15 protein-coding genes and 1 pseudogene are annotated in these 16,929 nt (G+C 49.2%); 9 read left to right on the forward strand and 7 right to left on the reverse strand.

Going from position 1 to position 16,929, the window contains the following annotated elements:
* Positions 1–439: 439 nt before the first annotated feature.
* Positions 440–856, reverse strand: coding sequence for a hypothetical protein (locus KME12_14910; GenBank protein ID MBW4489077.1), 417 nt, complete (start codon positions 854–856; stop codon positions 440–442).
* A 338-nt stretch (positions 857–1,194) separates the two neighbouring features.
* Between KME12_14910 and pgl the strand changes: the two genes are divergently transcribed.
* The 4 genes from pgl to KME12_14930 all read left to right on the forward strand — a co-directional run bounded on the left by pgl (position 1,195) and on the right by KME12_14930 (position 5,155).
* On the forward strand, positions 1,195–1,914 hold the full coding sequence (gene pgl, locus KME12_14915) for a 6-phosphogluconolactonase (GenBank protein MBW4489078.1): 720 nt from the start codon (positions 1,195–1,197) through the stop codon (positions 1,912–1,914).
* Between the two features lie 59 nt (positions 1,915–1,973).
* On the forward strand, positions 1,974–2,735 hold the full coding sequence (locus KME12_14920; GenBank protein ID MBW4489079.1) for an FHA domain-containing protein: 762 nt from the start codon (positions 1,974–1,976) through the stop codon (positions 2,733–2,735).
* Between the two features lie 256 nt (positions 2,736–2,991).
* The gene (locus KME12_14925; protein ID MBW4489080.1) at positions 2,992–4,413 is read left to right on the forward strand and encodes a protein kinase; all 1,422 of its coding nucleotides are present in this window, start codon (positions 2,992–2,994) and stop codon (positions 4,411–4,413) included.
* A 40-nt stretch (positions 4,414–4,453) separates the two neighbouring features.
* Positions 4,454–5,155, forward strand: coding sequence for a lecithin retinol acyltransferase family protein (locus tag KME12_14930; GenBank protein MBW4489081.1), 702 nt, complete (start codon positions 4,454–4,456; stop codon positions 5,153–5,155).
* A gap of 15 nt (positions 5,156–5,170) precedes the next feature.
* Here the strand turns inward: KME12_14930 and KME12_14935 are convergent, their stop codons facing one another.
* The 5 genes from KME12_14935 to KME12_14955 all read right to left on the reverse strand — a co-directional run bounded on the left by KME12_14935 (position 5,171) and on the right by KME12_14955 (position 9,688).
* The gene (locus KME12_14935; protein MBW4489082.1) at positions 5,171–5,506 is read right to left on the reverse strand and encodes a DUF433 domain-containing protein; all 336 of its coding nucleotides are present in this window, start codon (positions 5,504–5,506) and stop codon (positions 5,171–5,173) included.
* Positions 5,507–5,710: 204 nt separating this feature from the next.
* Complete coding sequence (locus tag KME12_14940; GenBank protein MBW4489083.1) at positions 5,711–6,052, reverse strand: hypothetical protein; 342 nt, start codon at positions 6,050–6,052, stop codon at positions 5,711–5,713.
* 124 nt (positions 6,053–6,176) lie between these two features.
* Positions 6,177–7,703 carry a ferredoxin:protochlorophyllide reductase (ATP-dependent) subunit B gene (locus KME12_14945; protein MBW4489084.1) on the reverse strand — a complete coding sequence of 509 codons (1,527 nt, stop codon included), beginning with the start codon at positions 7,701–7,703 and terminating at the stop codon, positions 6,177–6,179.
* Between the two features lie 625 nt (positions 7,704–8,328).
* On the reverse strand, positions 8,329–9,051 hold the full coding sequence (gene rph / locus KME12_14950) for a ribonuclease PH (protein MBW4489085.1): 723 nt from the start codon (positions 9,049–9,051) through the stop codon (positions 8,329–8,331).
* 88 nt (positions 9,052–9,139) lie between these two features.
* Positions 9,140–9,688 carry an adenylate kinase gene (locus KME12_14955; protein ID MBW4489086.1) on the reverse strand — a complete coding sequence of 183 codons (549 nt, stop codon included), beginning with the start codon at positions 9,686–9,688 and terminating at the stop codon, positions 9,140–9,142.
* 104 nt (positions 9,689–9,792) lie between these two features.
* Between KME12_14955 and KME12_14960 the strand changes: the two genes are divergently transcribed.
* On the forward strand, positions 9,793–10,272 hold the full coding sequence (locus tag KME12_14960; protein MBW4489087.1) for a hypothetical protein: 480 nt from the start codon (positions 9,793–9,795) through the stop codon (positions 10,270–10,272).
* A 70-nt stretch (positions 10,273–10,342) separates the two neighbouring features.
* On the opposite strand, the pseudogene KME12_14965 reads toward KME12_14960, so the two are convergent.
* Positions 10,343–11,470 (reverse strand): annotated as a pseudogene (locus KME12_14965) (transposase).
* Between the two features lie 445 nt (positions 11,471–11,915).
* Between KME12_14965 and KME12_14970 the strand changes: the two are divergent.
* The 4 genes from KME12_14970 (at position 11,916) to KME12_14985 (ending at position 16,775) form a co-directional block, all read left to right on the forward strand.
* The gene (locus tag KME12_14970; GenBank protein ID MBW4489088.1) at positions 11,916–13,070 is read left to right on the forward strand and encodes an aromatic ring-hydroxylating dioxygenase subunit alpha; all 1,155 of its coding nucleotides are present in this window, start codon (positions 11,916–11,918) and stop codon (positions 13,068–13,070) included.
* 229 nt (positions 13,071–13,299) lie between these two features.
* On the forward strand, positions 13,300–14,580 hold the full coding sequence (locus KME12_14975; GenBank protein MBW4489089.1) for an aminotransferase class I/II-fold pyridoxal phosphate-dependent enzyme: 1,281 nt from the start codon (positions 13,300–13,302) through the stop codon (positions 14,578–14,580).
* 75 nt (positions 14,581–14,655) lie between these two features.
* Complete coding sequence (locus KME12_14980; protein MBW4489090.1) at positions 14,656–15,807, forward strand: hypothetical protein; 1,152 nt, start codon at positions 14,656–14,658, stop codon at positions 15,805–15,807.
* Positions 15,804–16,775 carry an NAD-dependent epimerase/dehydratase family protein gene (locus KME12_14985; protein MBW4489091.1) on the forward strand — a complete coding sequence of 324 codons (972 nt, stop codon included), beginning with the start codon at positions 15,804–15,806 and terminating at the stop codon, positions 16,773–16,775. Before KME12_14980 ends, KME12_14985 begins: the two co-directional genes overlap by 4 nt.
* Positions 16,776–16,929 lie beyond the last annotated feature (154 nt).

The following is a 16,929-nucleotide window of genomic DNA, read 5'->3' on the forward strand; positions in this document are numbered from 1 at the left end:
AATTATTTCAGTCTAGACAAGTTAAGGTTAGGCGCTTAGAGGAAAATCCAAATACGCAATAACCGAAGTTTAAAGATTATTTATCTGTTTCAGGAAATTTTTAATTCTTCCTAAAGTTGCCTTTAAACAATCATTAATTATTCATGATTGGTTCTTGAATCGGATAAATCTGTAAAGAGCCGCTGCAACTTCCCTGAAGCTTTTATAAATCTATCCAGAAGATGGATAGCTATATTTTGTGACGGATAGCGATCGCTAATCTAGCTGATTCAACTGGCTAGTTTTAGCCTATCTCTGCCTCTTTTCCTAGACATGGTTCAATAAAACGATTTGGCAACAAATATTTTACAACTTTGAATTTCTTGTTAACTTTTTTACTCTAAAGATCTCATCAATTTTTCATAAAATTTTTATCAAAACTAGTTCCGTTCAACTTGAATCAGCATTTTTTGCCTTCAGCCCGCTGAAGATAGTGAACCACTACAGGATTATCAATTCCTTTAAGCATTAAATTCTCCTTCTGCCAGGTCCAGTCAGGGATGAAAAAAGATGGCTCTAAATCGGCAGCAATAGCATTTGTGACTGCAATATTATGGCCGCTACTGGTTGCTTGCACCCGTGCTGCGGTGTTGACTGTGATACCAAAGTAATCTAGGCGTTCATTCAATGTTTCTCGTTCAGACAGTTGCAGTCGCTGGGCAATGAGGGGTGGGGTGGCACGGTATAACTCTCGGCTATCTTTCGTTTGAAAGAAGGCAACCAAGCGAGATTGAATTAGAGTGTTGACTGCATGCTTGTCTAAAGCGGTAACAGATTGGGCGATCAATCGTCTACGGTTCTTGGCAAATCCCAGCATAGTTGTGTCGTTCCTGCCAGGTTTCCCCAGCGATGTTTTTTCGTGCTTGTTAGCAGTTAGTTAGACCCAACTTAGACTTAACTGAGGCACCCTCGATAAGCAACTCGATAAGCAACTTGTTCGCGATCGCGAACCCCACTTTGCTAGCCCACAGGCTGAGTTGATTGTGGTTAATGCTTAATTATTTATGTACTAAGAAATATTTGAGAAATCCCTGATGTCAGCATAATAAAACTGCATGACCCGCTGAGAAGCACAGGGCACCGTGAGATTTGGTAGTTAGATGTAACTACGACTTGATTTTTTACCCTGTCCTAGACCTACCTAATCAAAAACTGATGAACAAAATTGTAGAAGTTCTGCCAGATACCACAGCTCTAATTCAGCGATCGCTGGAATTGGTTGCAGAAAAAATTCAAGCGGCGATCGCAGAGCGGGACCAATGCACCATTGCCCTGTCCGGTGGGAGTACGCCTAAGCCTCTCTACGAAGCCCTAGCCACTCAAGATTTACCTTGGGACAAAATCCATGTGTTTTGGGGCGATGAGCGCTACGTTCCTGCCGACCACCCAGACAGTAATCAGGGAATGGCTCGTAAAGCTTGGCTCGATCGCATCCAGATTCCTGCTGAGAATATTCACCCGATGCCAACCGAGGCTGCTGATCCTGCGATCGCCGCTCAAGCTTATGAATCTCATTTAAGGGAGGTGTTGCAGGCAAGCGACCAGATTCCAGCCCTGGATGTGATTCTTCTAGGACTAGGGGATGATGGCCATACAGCATCTTTGTTTCCGCATACAGACGCTTTGCAGGTGCAAGATCGACTGATTACAGTCGGGAATAAAGATGGCCAACCGCGTCTCACCTTCACGGCTCCCTTAATTAACGCTGCTAGATACGTTGTGTTTGTAGTCGCGGGTGCCAACAAGCAAGCTGCTCTGGAGGAAATTTTTGCTCCCACAGCCGATGCCATGACCTATCCAGCTCGCTTAGTTCAACCCCAAGGAGAACTTTGGTGGTTATTTGATGCTGCCGCTGGACAGGCCATAAATAGTTAAGATTGAGTACTAGCTGTCTGGCTATCCCCTGGCATGATTCCGGCAGAAGAGAAACTTTCATGATTGTCTGTCCCAATTGCAACCATCAAAATCCTGAAGGCGCAGTGCAGTGCGAGGCTTGCTATACCCCGTTACCTGCCACTACCAACTGCGCTAACTGTGGTGCAACCGTACAGACAGACGCTAACTTCTGCGGTCAGTGCGGCTTTAACCTACGCACTAATACCCCGCTCCCTAGTGTTGATGAAACCTCTATGCCCTCCTTTGCGGGAGCGGCCATGCCGGGTAGTAGCTCATCCGTTCAGCCAGATCTGGAGCCAGATCTATTTACAACTAACTCTCAGGAACTAGGAGGCAATGAATTAGGCAACAGTTTTGCTGCTGCCCCTCTTCCTGCATCGCTAGGTAAGGAACTGCTACCGCCACCCGTTGCGAGTGACTTTCCGGTGCCCCCTCCGGTTGCCTCTAGCAACCCTAGCACTCGGCTGCAACAGCAGACCGCAAAGCTACTGCATTTACGCACCGATACCACTCTGGAATTGCCACCCCATTTGTCTCTCATTCACATCGGCAAGGGGAACGATCGCATTCCTCCAGACATTGACTTATCTGGGTTTCCTGACTCGGAAATTGTTTCTCGCATTCACGCAGATATTCGGCTGGAGGGAGATGCTTTCTACATTGAGGATGTGGGTAGCTCCAATGGCACTTACATTAACAACCTGCTGCTGCCCTTAGGCAACCGCCATCGTTTGCGCTCAGGCGATCGCATTTCATTGGGTAAGGGCGATCGCGTCACCTTTTTGTTTCAGATTTCTTAATGTCTTCTTAAGACTTTTGTAGAATTCAAATTATTAGGGAGCTAGCTAACCAACACCTAGAACACCTTAGTTTGGTTTGCAAACAATAAATAACTAATCTCTCATTTTACCGACCATGAATTACCATCGATGGGTGAGAAAATCGTCGAACAAAATCGAGTTAAGGCCACCATAGGATTAGGATTGTAGAAAAGCTTTTAAGTTATTGCTGTTTCGGCTGCGATACTTCTGTTATTTCAGATCTAGCATCACCAGTGTGATTACTCTGACTCTCCTCCATCCTCTCCAGCATATTCCGGTTCAAACCTGGGTCTTCGATCAAGAGCCAGTAATTCGAATCGGGCGGTCAACGGACAATCATGTTGTGCTCTACAGTGCGGTGGTTTCTCGCCACCATGTTGAAGTGCGGCGTAATGGCTCTAGTTGGGAAATCGTTAGCATTGGAACCAATGGTACCTACTTAGAGGGCAAGCGCATTACACAAGCGCCTGTCATTGATGGGGTGATTATTCGTCTTGCCCGTTCTGGGCCGAATATTCAGATTCGTATTGGGGCCGAGGCAATGAAAGAACTGCCTAAAACGCTGTCTGGAGAGCGCACCTTGGCTCAACAAGCCCGCACCAAACTGGACGAAGACTCTAGCGATGTTCTTGAGGAAACTAGCGCTCAAGCGAGTCCAATTCCTGTGCCACCGCATTTGCGTCTACCTGCTCCACTTGAGGAACGTCAGTCTACCCAAACTGCTCGTGAGAGAAAGGTTTTTACTCTTTATAGGGAGCAGCAACCTAAATCTACTAAAGTCTCGACAATTCCAGTGACCGAGGTGCGTTGTCAGCATCAGCGGGCTGGCCCGGAGCTACGTTTTTGCCTAGACTGTGGCGAACCGCTGCAAATTCAGCAGCTCCTGGGCAAGTACCAAGTATTGCAGACGCTGAATCACGGCGAAATGGGCATTACTTACTGGGCTTGGCGGGATGGGCAGAGTGTCGTTCTCAAAACCTTAAATTCCGAATGGTCGGATCATCCCCAAGCCAAAGATTTATTGGCGCAAGAAGTAAATCTGCTCAAGCAATTTGACCACCCTAGTTTCCCCCGGTTGATTAATACATTTGCGCTGTCAGGGCAACCCTATTTTGCAATGGAGCTGATCCACGGTCAGAGCTTAGCTCAGGATGTAGCGGTAAATGGCCCTGTCCCTCTGGCTCAAGCGATCGCTTGGATGACAGAAATTTGTGAAGCGCTCGATTATCTCCACAACCTCACGCCTCCAGTTCTGCATCGAGACTTACAGCCCCAGAATTTGATTAGACGGACTGTTCCGGTGAATGGGCATGCACTTGCTTTAATTGGGTTTGGGTCAGTGAAAGTTGGGGCAGCTGAACCTGGCAAACCCATTGGCACACCGGGGTATATGGCTCCAGAACAGGAATCGGGGGAAACCTCGATCGCGTCTGATTTATATGCTCTCGGTCCGCTCTTGATTTATTTACTCACAGGTGATCACCCTAGCTTGTTTTATGGCTATCGGGATCAGGGTGCTAGGCTCTACGCGGAGTATGTCCCTGACTTACCACCTGCTTTAATTCCCATCATTCGCACGCTTACCAATCCTCAGCCAGAAGAGCGCTACACAACTGCGCGTGAGGTGGCAACGGCGATCGCAGAAATTGCAGTCTAGGATCGAAGTGACAACTCAACAGTTCTAGACAGGATTTGGCATGGCACGAGGAGATCAGATCTACGTGATGCGTGAGTTCATGGGGTTGCCAGGTGTCTATGAGCATCACGGCATCGACTGTGGCGACGGCACAGTAATTCACTACCGCAAAACTGAAGTGGCCCGGATTTCGCGTACCTCGATGGCAGAGTTTGCGATGGGGCAACCTGTTTATGTGAAGCGCTATTCCACTTCCTATCTTCCCGATGTGGTGGTGCAACGAGCCGAGAGTCGCATTGGGGAATCAGCCTACAATCTCACTACCAATAATTGTGAGCACTTTACTACTTGGTGCAAAACTGGAGTGAATGAAAGCGCTCAAATCCGCAACTTCGGCTTGGATGCTGTCAAAATTAGCTTGCCTGGGACTGACCAGTTGATCCACGAAGCGATCGACAATTCCTCTCCAGCTAAGTCTATGGAGCTATACCGCCAAGCGCTAGACAACATTGCCTCGGCAGAGAGTACGCTCCGACCACAGTATCAACACGCGCAAAAGGAAGAGAATACTTGGCACCGTGTAGCTATGGCAGCTCTGAAGCAAGGCCGAGAGGAGTTAGCCCGCGCTGCGCTCCACCGCAAAGTCCAATGGAAGAAAACTGCCGCCGATTTCAAATCCCAGATCGACTATCTAGAAACCCTCAAAGCTCAACTCAAACAAGATAGTTTGCCGTTGCGACAAACGATTAGTACGAATATCTAAGGAGGGGCGATCGCTCTACTTGCAAACTTTTTTCATTACTTGGCGTTCAGCTTTTATCTGCATGAGTCGAGCTACAGCAGGCGAGGGATTGTGGCGTTGTTCCTCTCTTACCTGATGGCTCCACTCCAGCCAATCTGCTAGATATTTGCTTACAGCTTCTTTGTTGTACAGGTAGTAAAGGATTGTGGCGTAAACCTGCTCCAAAGTCACAGAAGGGTAGTCTTGAGCAATCTCTTCAGGGGTACGACAACAGTGGATGAAGTCATACAAAACTGTTTCAATCCCCACCCTTGTTCCCTTAATGCGAATGTCATCAGGACGCAGAAATTCAAAATAGTGTTCTAGTTGCATCGCGATCGCATCTCCCAATACAACGAGTATCTCGAACAGGCACTTCCCCAATAGCGGAAGTTGCTCATTACTGAAGAGTTGATCGATGTATACAAGCTTAACACTGGGTAAATAGGGTATTAAACCAAAACGCTAATTTTCGTGGCATTTAAAGGTATTAGTACGGTTATCCGCCTAGCCTAGGAATTACATGGAGAAGAATATTTATTCATTATTAGAATCAAAAAGAGTTCCTGTGTTCTCTTCTATATAATCCAAAGCGTCGATAATCCTTTCTTGTGAAGTAGCTATATTTCTTGAATTTATTTCTATATGACTTAACAAGTCTATTATTGCTATAAATCCTTGAGTAGAAATATAAATAAAGAAACAAATAACTATAGACAAAACAATAGAAAAAACAACTCCATACACAGGCTTGTCTGACTGAGAGCCAACAATAATACCTGCGGAGAGTACAGCGAGATAGCCTAGAAATTGAACTGTTTTTAATGTTGCGACAAATCCTATATAGAGCTTCCCTTCGCTGTATTTCGCTTCATGCATAAGTAGGTTCTTTCAAGCTATTTTTTCTAATCTCTTTAAATGGCACGAAGTGAAACCTAAAAAGTAGGGTGGTAATGCTCACCCTACTTCTACTAAAGGCTAGTTGTTAACAGCCTATCCTTAATTACGCACCTACTGCTTCTTTGGCTGCGTAAAGTACTTCAGCGGTAATTTCGCCAATGCCGCGATCGCGGGCGAATTTTTCGGTGTTGCGTTTCACCTTGCCACGGACGAAACCGGGGATTTTGTTGAGTTCGGCTAGACCATCACGGCTCCAACCCAGGTCAGAGTCAGCCGAGATACCCTTGGTGATTACTTCCTTGGTGTCGTGACCGCCGAAGATTTCTAGCAAGTGGTCTTCCATGCCGAGGGTGAAGGAGTTGTAGACCAAATCGACGACTTGGTTAGTGCCTTCGTAACCTAGGAAGGGCTTGTAGCCGATGGGGAAGTTTTGGATGTGGATCGGGGCGGCAATCACACCACAGGGAATGTCAAGGCGTTTGCCGACGTGGCGTTCCATTTGGGTGCCGAAGATGGCAGAAGGTTCTAATCGGGCGATCGCATCTCCAATTGCGCCATTATCATCGCTGATCAAGATTTCGTCGCAGTACTCGCTGACTTGCTCCCGGAACCAATCGGCATCGTACTTGCAATAGGTGCCCGCTAGGACTACGTGAATGCCCATTTCGCGAGCCAGAATCTTGGTCATGGCGGCGGCGTGGGTATTGTCGCCAAAGACTACGGCTTTTTTGCCAGTGAGGTTTTGGCAGTCGATGGAGCGAGAGAACCAGGCAGCTTGTGAGACGTGCAGGGTTTGCTCGTTGATAAAGTTTTCGTAGTCAACGTTGGCTCCTTGCGCGTTGATCACTTGTTGGATCTTGCGGATGCAACGGGCTGTTTCTACCACACCCATCGGCGTAATATCGACATAAGGCGTGCCAAACTCTTGCTCTAGATAGCGGGCTGTCATCAAACCGAGTTCACGATAGGGCACCAAGTTAAACCAAGCTTTGGGCAGGTTCTTGAGGTTGAGAACGGATGCGCCTTCTGGGATGATTTCGTTGATCTCAATGCCCAAGTCAGCCATTAACCGCTTCAGCTCGGTACAGTCGTGGTGGCTATGAAACGCCAGGGTGGAGATGCCAATGATGTTAACCGAGGGCTTGGCAGTTTTGCCTTCCGGGAGGTCGCCTTGTTTGCGGGCCTTCGCGATGTAGTACTGCACGATTTGCTCTAGGGTGCGATCGGCAGCCTGCATTTCGTTGAAGCGATAATGATTCACGTCCGCTAGCAGAACATCCGCTACTGAAGCTTCTTGGGCGCGATCAACGAAGTTTTGCAGATCTTCTTGCAGAATGCTGGAGGTGCAGGTTGGGGTCAGCACAATCAGGTCAGGATGCTCTTCGGCGTCTTTGCGGGTGATGTTGTCCACCACTTTTTCTTGAGAGCCTCGCGCCAAGACGTTGCGGTCTACGATGCTGGCGGTGACTGGGGTAAAGTCTCGCTCTCGCTCTAGCATCGATCGCATGACGTTAAAGTAGTCGTCTCCTAGGGGAGCATGCATGATGCCATGCACATTTTTGAAAGAACTGGCAATACGGAGAGTGCCAATGTGGGCGGGGCCTGCGTACATCCAGTAAGCCAATTTCATATTCGGTGCTCTCCCTTAATCTCGGTTGTTACCGACCACTCCGCTGAGGGAATTTGCAGAAGTCAAAACCTTTGGCAAAAAGTTTTTACACCTTCTGGCACTAAGGAAGTAACGGCTCAGCGATCGCAATCGTTGGGTGTGATGGGTTGTTAGTGTGAGTCGCTTTTGATTGTCTCAAAGATGGACGGAACGTGAGTGTGTGCACATTGGGGTTGGGGAGAGTGGGCGATCGCTGGAAACCCTTATCTGCCTTGAGATGGAGGGGCTATTTGTGTGGCTTAATTGGTGGGGGAACTGCAATGATTTTTAACTGTTTGTGATTTGGCTTAAAACGATTAGTCGTACGGGTTTCTGAGTTTGGCATTGTGAAATCCGAGCCTTGGGGGCACTCGCCCCCAAACCCCCGCTGAAGGACGGTTGCGTCCCTCAGACTCCCTCCAAACGAAGTTGAGTGTGAGTGTTTCGGGTCTTGGACGGGGTTAGCTATTGGCTGCTGACTTCTGGCTGCTGACTTCTGGCTCCTTACTTTCACCCCTCACCCCTCATCCTTCATCCTTATTCACCCCTCACCCCTCACCCCTCATCCTTCATCCTTATTCACCCCTCACTCCTCTCCCCTCACTCCTCACCCTTCTGCCAATGCTTTCCGCTGGGCTTCAAATAGTTCCTTAATGCCTTTTTCTGCTAGGTCCATCATCTGATTCAGGTGGGTGCGGCTAAAGGCTCCTTCTTCGGCAGTGCCCTGGACTTCGATCACGCCGAGTTGGTCGTTGAGGACGACGTTGAGGTCTACTTTGGCGGCTACGTCTTCGACATAGTTAAGGTCGAGGATGGGTTGGTCTTCTAGCCAGCCGACTGAGACTGCGGCGATTTGGTGGCGGATGGGCGATCGCTCTAGGTCTCCTTTTTGGATCAATTGGGCGATCGCGTCTTGGAGGGCGACAAAGCCTCCGGTGATGGCAGTGGTGCGGGTACCAGCATCGGCTTGCAGCACGTCAGCATCGATCGTGATTGTGCGTTCGCCTAAAGCTTCCATATCGAGAGCAGCCCGTAAGCTCCGTCCAATTAAGCGCTGGATTTCTTGGGTGCGCCCAGACAGCTTAAGAAATTCTCGTTCATGGCGTTGCGGAGTGGCACCGGGGAGCATGCGGTATTCTGCGGTCAGCCAACCTTGGCCTTTGCCTTCCAAAAATCTAGGTACTTTGGGTTGAATGGTGACAGTACAAAGGACTTGGGTATCACCGCAACGGGTCAGTACGGAGCCAGCGGCAAACCGTGTAAAGTGACGCTCAAAGCTGATGGGCCGCAGTTGATCGCTTTGGCGACCATCAGTTCGTTGGAAAGCCATTTTTGTGAGAAGTGCTTCTGAATTCACGCCTTTGCCTCAAATGCCTCAGTTAGGATACTGCAATGGATGATTTGGAGTATCCTGCCGATCATTGTAGGTGCTGCAAAATTTCCTGATGCACTTGTTCGATGGGTTGGTTGCTGTTAATTTTCAGCAGGCGATCGCGGTGTTCGTAATAGTCCAGCATTGGCATGGTGTAGTCTCGAAACGACTCGATCCGGTGCTGAATCACCTCTGGCGTATCGTCGCCGCGTTGTCGAGCGATTGAGCGGCTCATCAATACATCATCTGGAGCGTCTAGCCAAATCGCCCAGTTCAGATTCTGATTTAGATCTCCTAAGAGAAAATCTACTTCCTCGGCTTGGAAAGCAGTGCGTGGATGTCCTTCTAGTAACCATCCTTGCTGGGTGTCCGCCTGCAAGAGGCGCTGCCGTATTAGTTGGATCATGGTTTCGTCGGGAACCAGTTCGCCTTTTTCGACAAAAGACTGGACTTGTTGACCTAAAGGAGTTTGAGCTGCGATCGCTTGCCGTAATATCTCCCCCGTAGAAATTAAGGGAATCTCAAAATGGCGGCATAGGTGCTGAGCCTGAGTACCTTTCCCTGCTCCTGGCCCACCTAGAATTACCAATCTCACTGCCCTGCGCTCCTATCTGCGTTGAGAATTAAATTCTTCTCATTATTAGCTGAAAAGCTGCTTACCCTTTAGGCCTGTCGTCATAATCTGTCGTTGCTTGCTTCTTGTTGTTAGCCCCCGACATCAGCAACACCGAAAGCGCCATTCCGATTCGGGCTGTGGCTCGTTGGTTGGATAAGCTCAAGTTAGGGGTACTGCCTACTCGCGAACAAACTCAATGCTATGTTGCGTCCAGCAGCCTGTTTAACTTGATGGCTCTAATTTCTTTTGAAAAAGATACGGTCGCAGGAAATTTAGGAGATAAAGACAGAAGCGAAGAAATCCAGAAAAATAGTGATGTCCTGTGGTTCTTTCGGCAGCTCCAGAATCGCCAAGCGCCGCTACTATGCCAAGAATTACCTGGTAAGCATTTGGAGCCAGTAGGGGTGCAAGTTGGCCCATATGTAGTTGACCTCAATCCTTTAGACAAATTCATCGAACCGATCGCTCAACGTTGGTTAGAGAGATTGACATCCTCTCCCAGCAACCCTAACGGGTATGCAAGGAGATTCCTTGGGTTGCCCCAAAGATTTCCTGCTTCATAGCCAGCCAGCTAGACTGAGTGACCTCAGCCCCCGCTGCATCGACTCCACAGGCATTTTCAACCACCCGTTGCCCACGGGCAGAGATGACTTGAGCTGCGGCAATATCCCTTGGCTTCACTGAGCGACATTCAGGACATTGATGCAGCCTCACACTCAGATCCTTGCGGACTTCGGCACCACAGTCAGGACACTCCTGAGACGTGCCACGAGCATCCACCTTGGCGTAGTAAACATCTCGCTTCCAGCACACCCAAGGAAGGATTTGATTGGTGAACTGACCGAAGCCAGCATCCAACGTGTGCTTACCTAGCATCCCTTTCGCCATCATGCGGAAGTCCAAATCTTCCACAAACACCATCCCAGCGTGGTCACAAAGATGATGGGCTAATTTGAAATGCCAGTCCTTGCGAGTGTCGGCAATGCGCTGATGCACTCTCGCGATCTTCCGGTGCAGCTTGTGCCAGTTAGCGCTCCCCTTGCGCTTGGTTTCAAGTCTGCGTTGCAGCAATTTCAGCTTGCGGTGCAGCTCATTAAAAAAGCGGGGACGCTTGACTTGTTCGCCGTCGGAAGTGGAGAGGAAATATTCAAGGCCCACATCAATCCCAACGGCAAGGCCGTGAGCCATCGTCGCCGGAATCTCAACCTCCGCCTCTAAGCTCAACATGGCGAAATAGCCCGATGCTTTGCGAACGATTCGCGCCTGCTTCACCTGGAACAACGACGGAATTTCCCGTGACCACCGCACTTTGACCAGTCCTAACTGAGGGAGCTTGATACCTTCGCTGGAGATGCAGTGTTTCAGCATCTGCGGGAAGACAAAACTCTTCATCCGATTCGGCTTTTTGAAGCGTGGCAATCCAGACCGCTTTAACCGCCATGACTCCCAAGCGGTTTCCAGTTTTCTGAGAACCTGCTGAAGGACTTGGGCATTGATGGTTTTCAGCCTGGGGAAATCGGCCTTAGCAGCCGTTAGTGCTTTGCACTGGCGAGCATAGGCAGGAAATGGTGCATCGGCTGGCAAGATGAACTCCTGCCGAATGGAGCAGGCATTCACCGAAGACTTCCGAGAATCCAGCCAGTCTTTGCGTTCCCGCAGGGCAAAATTCCAGACATTGCGGCACACATCTAAGATGTGCTCAATCTCTAAAACCTGCTCCGCAGTTGGCTCTAGCTTAAATTCCCACGTCATGATTAGCATGACTTCATTATGCCCTACAAAACACAGTTTTACTTTGTAGGTTTACTAAATGGCTCCCTGCGGTCGTGCATCGCCTCACCACCCCCTAACCGCTAACGCGGTATAGGCGGAGCACTACGATGGTCTTTGGTAGCAACTGAATTTCTCCGCAAGTTGCGCCGACGAGAGCAAAATTTGTCCTAGAACGGGTGCCAGTAAGCCTACGACTACACAAGCCCCAATCGCTTGGGATCGCACTATTGAGCCGCAGAATCTAAGATGAAAATAATTCAATCTTTTGCGGCTATAACTCTAATAAATAGAAATAGGCGCGATCGGCGTGGAACATTAGCAAAGCTACCTCAGATTTAGTCACTCCTCGGAGATGGATGCAAGATTGACGAACTGAGAAGCTAGAACCTAAACAAGTTCCAAGGGTAGGCAGTAGAGGCAGAGGGCACAGTGAATGGAATTGACGACAACCTTAAAAGGGCAAACGGTTCGGAATGCAGTGCGAGAAGTAGGGATTAACCCAGACTACTGGTATGCCGTGGGTTGGGCTAACAAGCTGAAGTCGAACGAAGTAATGCCCGTCCAAATTTGGCAGCAGGCGATCGCGGTTTACCGAGATGCGACAGGCCAGCTCCATGCCCTCGAAGATGCCTGCCCTCATAAAGGTGTGGCGCTACACAAAGGCAAAGTGCATGGCACCAACTTGGCTTGTCGCTATCACGGCTGGGAGTTTGATGGCCAAGGCGACTGCGTCAAAATTCCTTATTTCCCGCCTGAGCAAAAATTGCCCTGTGCCCAAGCACGGAGCTACCCCATCCAAGAGAAGTACAATATTATTTGGATTTTTCCGGGCGATCCAGCGCTGGCTGAAACTTTTTCTCCCCCAGAGATTCCAGAGTTTGACCATCCTGACTTTTTCATGGTGCCCGTGACAGGACACTTTAAATCTCATTTCTCTATCTGCAACGAAAACTCAATGGATGTATTTCATGGGTTTTTGCACGAAAATTTGCAGGGTTGGTTCGATCCCATTCTGACCAGCTTGCGAGAAACTGAAAACAGCGTCTGTGCCGATTATCAGGTGTCTTATAAAGGAAAGCTGGCGAAATTTCTGGGTTTGGCTGAGGAAGCTGAGCAAGTGACGACCAAGACTGTTTCTGTAGAATATCGTTATCCGCACTATCAAAGTTCCTTGGAGGGCGTTTCTAGTCTCTACTTAATGCGATTGCCGATTGGCCCCACCCAAAGCGCTTCTTTTGCCATGTTCTTTTTGCGGGTGAAGTTGCCCAAGTGGTTTTTGCGATCGCTGGAGCCTGTGCTACAACCGTTGCTAGAGCAGCACGTGTTCATGAAATTTCTCAATCAAGATATTGAGATGATGGAAAGTGAGCAGCGCCGTTACCTAGACAACCCGCAGCGCCGCTATGTGGAAGTAAATCCAGCGATCATTGCAGTGCAGCGATTAATTGTCCGGCAGTATGAGCAATTTGTGCAAAAATCTAGTCAATCAGAAGATCCCGAAAGTGGGAACCCAGACAACTTTGTTTCTTTCTCTAAGGCTATGGCTTCTAGCCCAGCCGAACTAACTACAGAAAGCCCAGTCGGATGAAGGCAACTATACCAGCCGTTTCTCAAACAGATGTAGTCCGGAACCGTACTCTAGCCTCTACCCAGTACTTTGGGTCACAAACAAGTTGGTTGCATGAAGTAGTCCAGACGCTCTGGATTGCTTGCATTTGGTGTTGTATTAGACCTGGATGATGGGTACTTTGCTAGGAAAATACACTGTTATGCCAGAGACGATAAACTATCTGGGAATAAGGTGAGGGGAGTTTACTGTGCAAGTTATTAAAGAATATGTTCAGCGCTGGTATGAGAGCGAACTTGAACCGGATGAATACATCTGCCACGCCAAGCAAGGAAATTTAGTTGAGCTTGAGGATGTCAAAACAGGCGATCGCCGCACAGCTTTAACCTTCTGCACCAATGATGTCCTGGGACTGGTTCAAGCAGAGTCCGTTAAACAGGCGGCGATCGATAGCATTCTGCAATACGGCACTTCCAACAGTTCTTGCTCCGTCTTGAGTGGTCGCATTGATTTGCATCGGCAGCTCGAAGATGAAATTTCGGCCTTCAAGCATTTGCCCCACACCCAACTATTTCTAAATGCTTGGATGGCAATGCAAGCTCTCATGGACGCTTTCTGTCATCTAGCCATTCCTGTGCCCGGTTTTCAGCATACACGAGAAACATTAATTCTCACTGACGTACTGAACCACGGTTGCATTGTGTCCGCGATCTCGAATGCAGGGACTCGCTCTGGTAAGCTGTTTGGTCATAGCCCGCGTGTGCGAGTGCGTGCCTACCGCCACTGCGATGTCAACGATTTGGCCACCAAACTGCGCCGTTATGCTAGACCCGAAGACCGCATCATGGTGGTTTCGGATGCAGTGTTCTCGATGGATGGCGATATTGCTCCTCTGCCCGACATTCTCAATGTGATGCAGAATTACGAAGGCAGCGTCTTAATGATGGATGAAGCTCATGCCAGCGGTGCGATCGGTGCCACTGGGAGAGGTATCTATGAGCACTTCAATCTCACCCCTCAGCAAGCGATCGAGCGGGGCGTGGTGCCGCTGATCATGACGACTTTCTCTAAGTTTGCGGCGTCGGCTGGAGCAGCGATTAGTAGTCACGTTGCTGAACTAAAGCCATTGTTAAATGTGTCACCCACCTCAATTGGCACCATTTCTCTTCCCCCACCGCTCACCGCTGCGGCTTTAGAGAGCATCAAAATAGTGCGACGGGAGCCAGAACGGGTGCGCCAGTTGCAGGAAAATACAGCTTACTTGCGATCGCGCTTGGCTGAGCAAGACTTTCTGGCGATTGGCGAAACCAACGTCGTTCCCGTCATTTTGCCGTCCGAAATCAACCCGAAGCTATTTGGTCGGTTGTTGCTAGAAAACTACGGCATTTGGGTGTCTCCCATTTGGTTCATTGCTAAGCCTCGTCTCCGGGTAACTGTCAACGCCCTCCATACCAAAGAGGAAATGGATCGATTGGTGGCAGGGTTAGTAGCAACTCGAAATGTGTTGTATAAACCAACAATCAGTGCTTAGTTCGATAAAATACTGCAAGGGTAGAAAAAACACTCTACTCTTGCCATAAAATCTTTAGTTTCAAAAGTTAAAAAAATGGTGGCTACTCAGGCTTCGGCGTATCAAGTTCGAGCGGTTACGACACCAGCAGATCAAGACCTGTTTCTGGATGTGCCAGCGCGAGTTTATGCCAATGATCCGAACTGGGTGCCATCTTTACGTAGCAGTGTTGCCAAGCAATTCGCATCTAGTAACCCGTTCTTGCAGTACGGCAAGTTTCAGCAGTTTGTGGTGGTGACTGAGGGAGCCAAAGGACCAGAGGCGGTAGGGCGTGTGGTAGCAGCAGTGAATCAGCGCCTGATTGAGCGGGAAGGGCAGCAGATTGGCCTGTTCGGCTTTTTTGAGTGCATTGCTGATTTTGCGATCGCTCAAGCATTGCTCGATGCTGCCTCTGACTGGTTGCGTCAACAAGGCATGACAGCAGTGCGGGGACCGATTGATCTCTCGACCCACAACAGTTGCCTGTGGTTAGTCGATGGCTTTGACTCACCGCCAATGGTGATGATGCCCTACAACCCTGCTTACTATCCAGAATTTATCGAGCGATTGGGATGGCAGAAGGCTAAAGATGCCTACGCTTACGACTTCCCTCTAGACGAGCCTTTACCGACTGAATTTGAGAAAGCCTATCGCATTGCCTGTAAGTCAGGCGTAACATTCCGACCGCTACGAACGAAAGGTGAGGGTTTTGAGCAAGACTGCCTTAGTCTCTACCGCTTGTTCAGCACCGCCTTTGCAGGTAACTGGAGTTCTACGCCCCGCACCCAGGAAGAATTCCTAGAAGAAGCCAAAGACCTGCAAAGCTTAGTTGATCCAGATGTTTTTCCGATCGCGGAATATAACGGCGAAATGATTGGTTTCTTCATGGGCTTGCCCGACTACAACATTCCCCTTAAGCAGGTGGGCGGCAAGCTCAATTGGCTGGGCATTCTCAAGTTTCTTTGGTATCGGCGGCAAATCAACCAAGGCCGAGTCATTGCTATCTGCTCCTTGCCAGAATATCGTCGCAAAATGGTACCTTTAGCTTTGATTTACCTGGGTATGAGCGGTGGTATCCAAAAAGGTAAACCCTATCAGCGAGCTGAACTGTCCTGGGTTTACGAAGATAACTTCCCATCGCGCAAGCTGATTGAAGCATCCGGTGGCAAGATTTATAAAACGTACCGCATCTACGAAAAAGCAATATGAAGGCGCTAGTCACCGGAGCAAACGGCTTTACCGGATCTCACCTGGTTCGCTTGCTAGAACAGCGAGGCGATACGGTAGTTGGGCTGGTTCGCAAATCGAGCAATCTATCGCGGTTGGCTGACGCTCAAGTGCAACTGGTTTACGGCGACCTCAGCGATCGCGCAGCCTTACGCACCGCCATGCAAGGGGTAGACAGGGTATTCCATACGGCTGCCTATGTAGAGTTAGGTTTAGTGAATGCGGCTGAAATGGAGCGAGTAAACGTGGCAGGAACTCGCGCTGTCATGGAAGTTGCTAAAGAAATGAGCGTGGCCAAAATCGTTTATTGCAGCACGATCGGCGTATTTGGCGACACCCAAGGGCAAGTGGTGGATGAAACCTTTCAGCGCACCCAAAAAGACTTTTCTTCCGCCTACGATCGCACCAAGTATGACGCGCAAGTATTTGTGGATCAGATGGCGCAGCAAGGATTACCAGTCGTGAGTGTCATGCCCTCTGGAATTTTTGGCGCGGATGATCCGCACTTTATTCCGGTATTGCGGCAGTTTCTCAAAGGTGGACTGAAACTCTGGGCAGGGGGCGATCGCGTCACCGGAGTTGTCCATGTTGATGATTTGGCGATGGCCATGATCTTGGCAGCAGAAAAAGCTCCAACTGGGGAGCACTACATTATCTCGGCAGGAGATCTAACCACGCGGGAAATGTTCCAAATTGTCGGCCAACAGGCTGGCGTTCCTGCTCCAGCAGAGGCTCCCAAAGCCCTCGTAAGACTGGTAGGAAATATTTTGGACCCCATCGGACGACTGTTCTCCTGGCAACCCCCCCTCAGTCGAGAACGGGTGCATTACGTCTACGATCGCTGTGTACGAGTTGATGCTGCTAAAGCCCGACGCGAGTTAAACTGGCAACCCCGCTCAGTCGCAGACACCTTGACTGAAATCGCTCAAGCAGTGCAGAAGACGCTTTAGCTTCTAGTAATGCTTTCGTTTTGGAACCACCACTGGTTTCTGTGAAATTTCTATGAAATGCCGACTATTGGGGATGATCCCTATGGGGAGTGGGTAGATTGCCGCTATGCGATCGCCTATCTTACCAGTGAGAATACAGATATAACAAAGCAGC

The sequence above is a fragment of the Trichocoleus desertorum ATA4-8-CV12 genome (assembly GCA_019358975.1).
Taxonomy (GTDB): domain Bacteria; phylum Cyanobacteriota; class Cyanobacteriia; order FACHB-46; family FACHB-46; genus Trichocoleus; species Trichocoleus desertorum_A.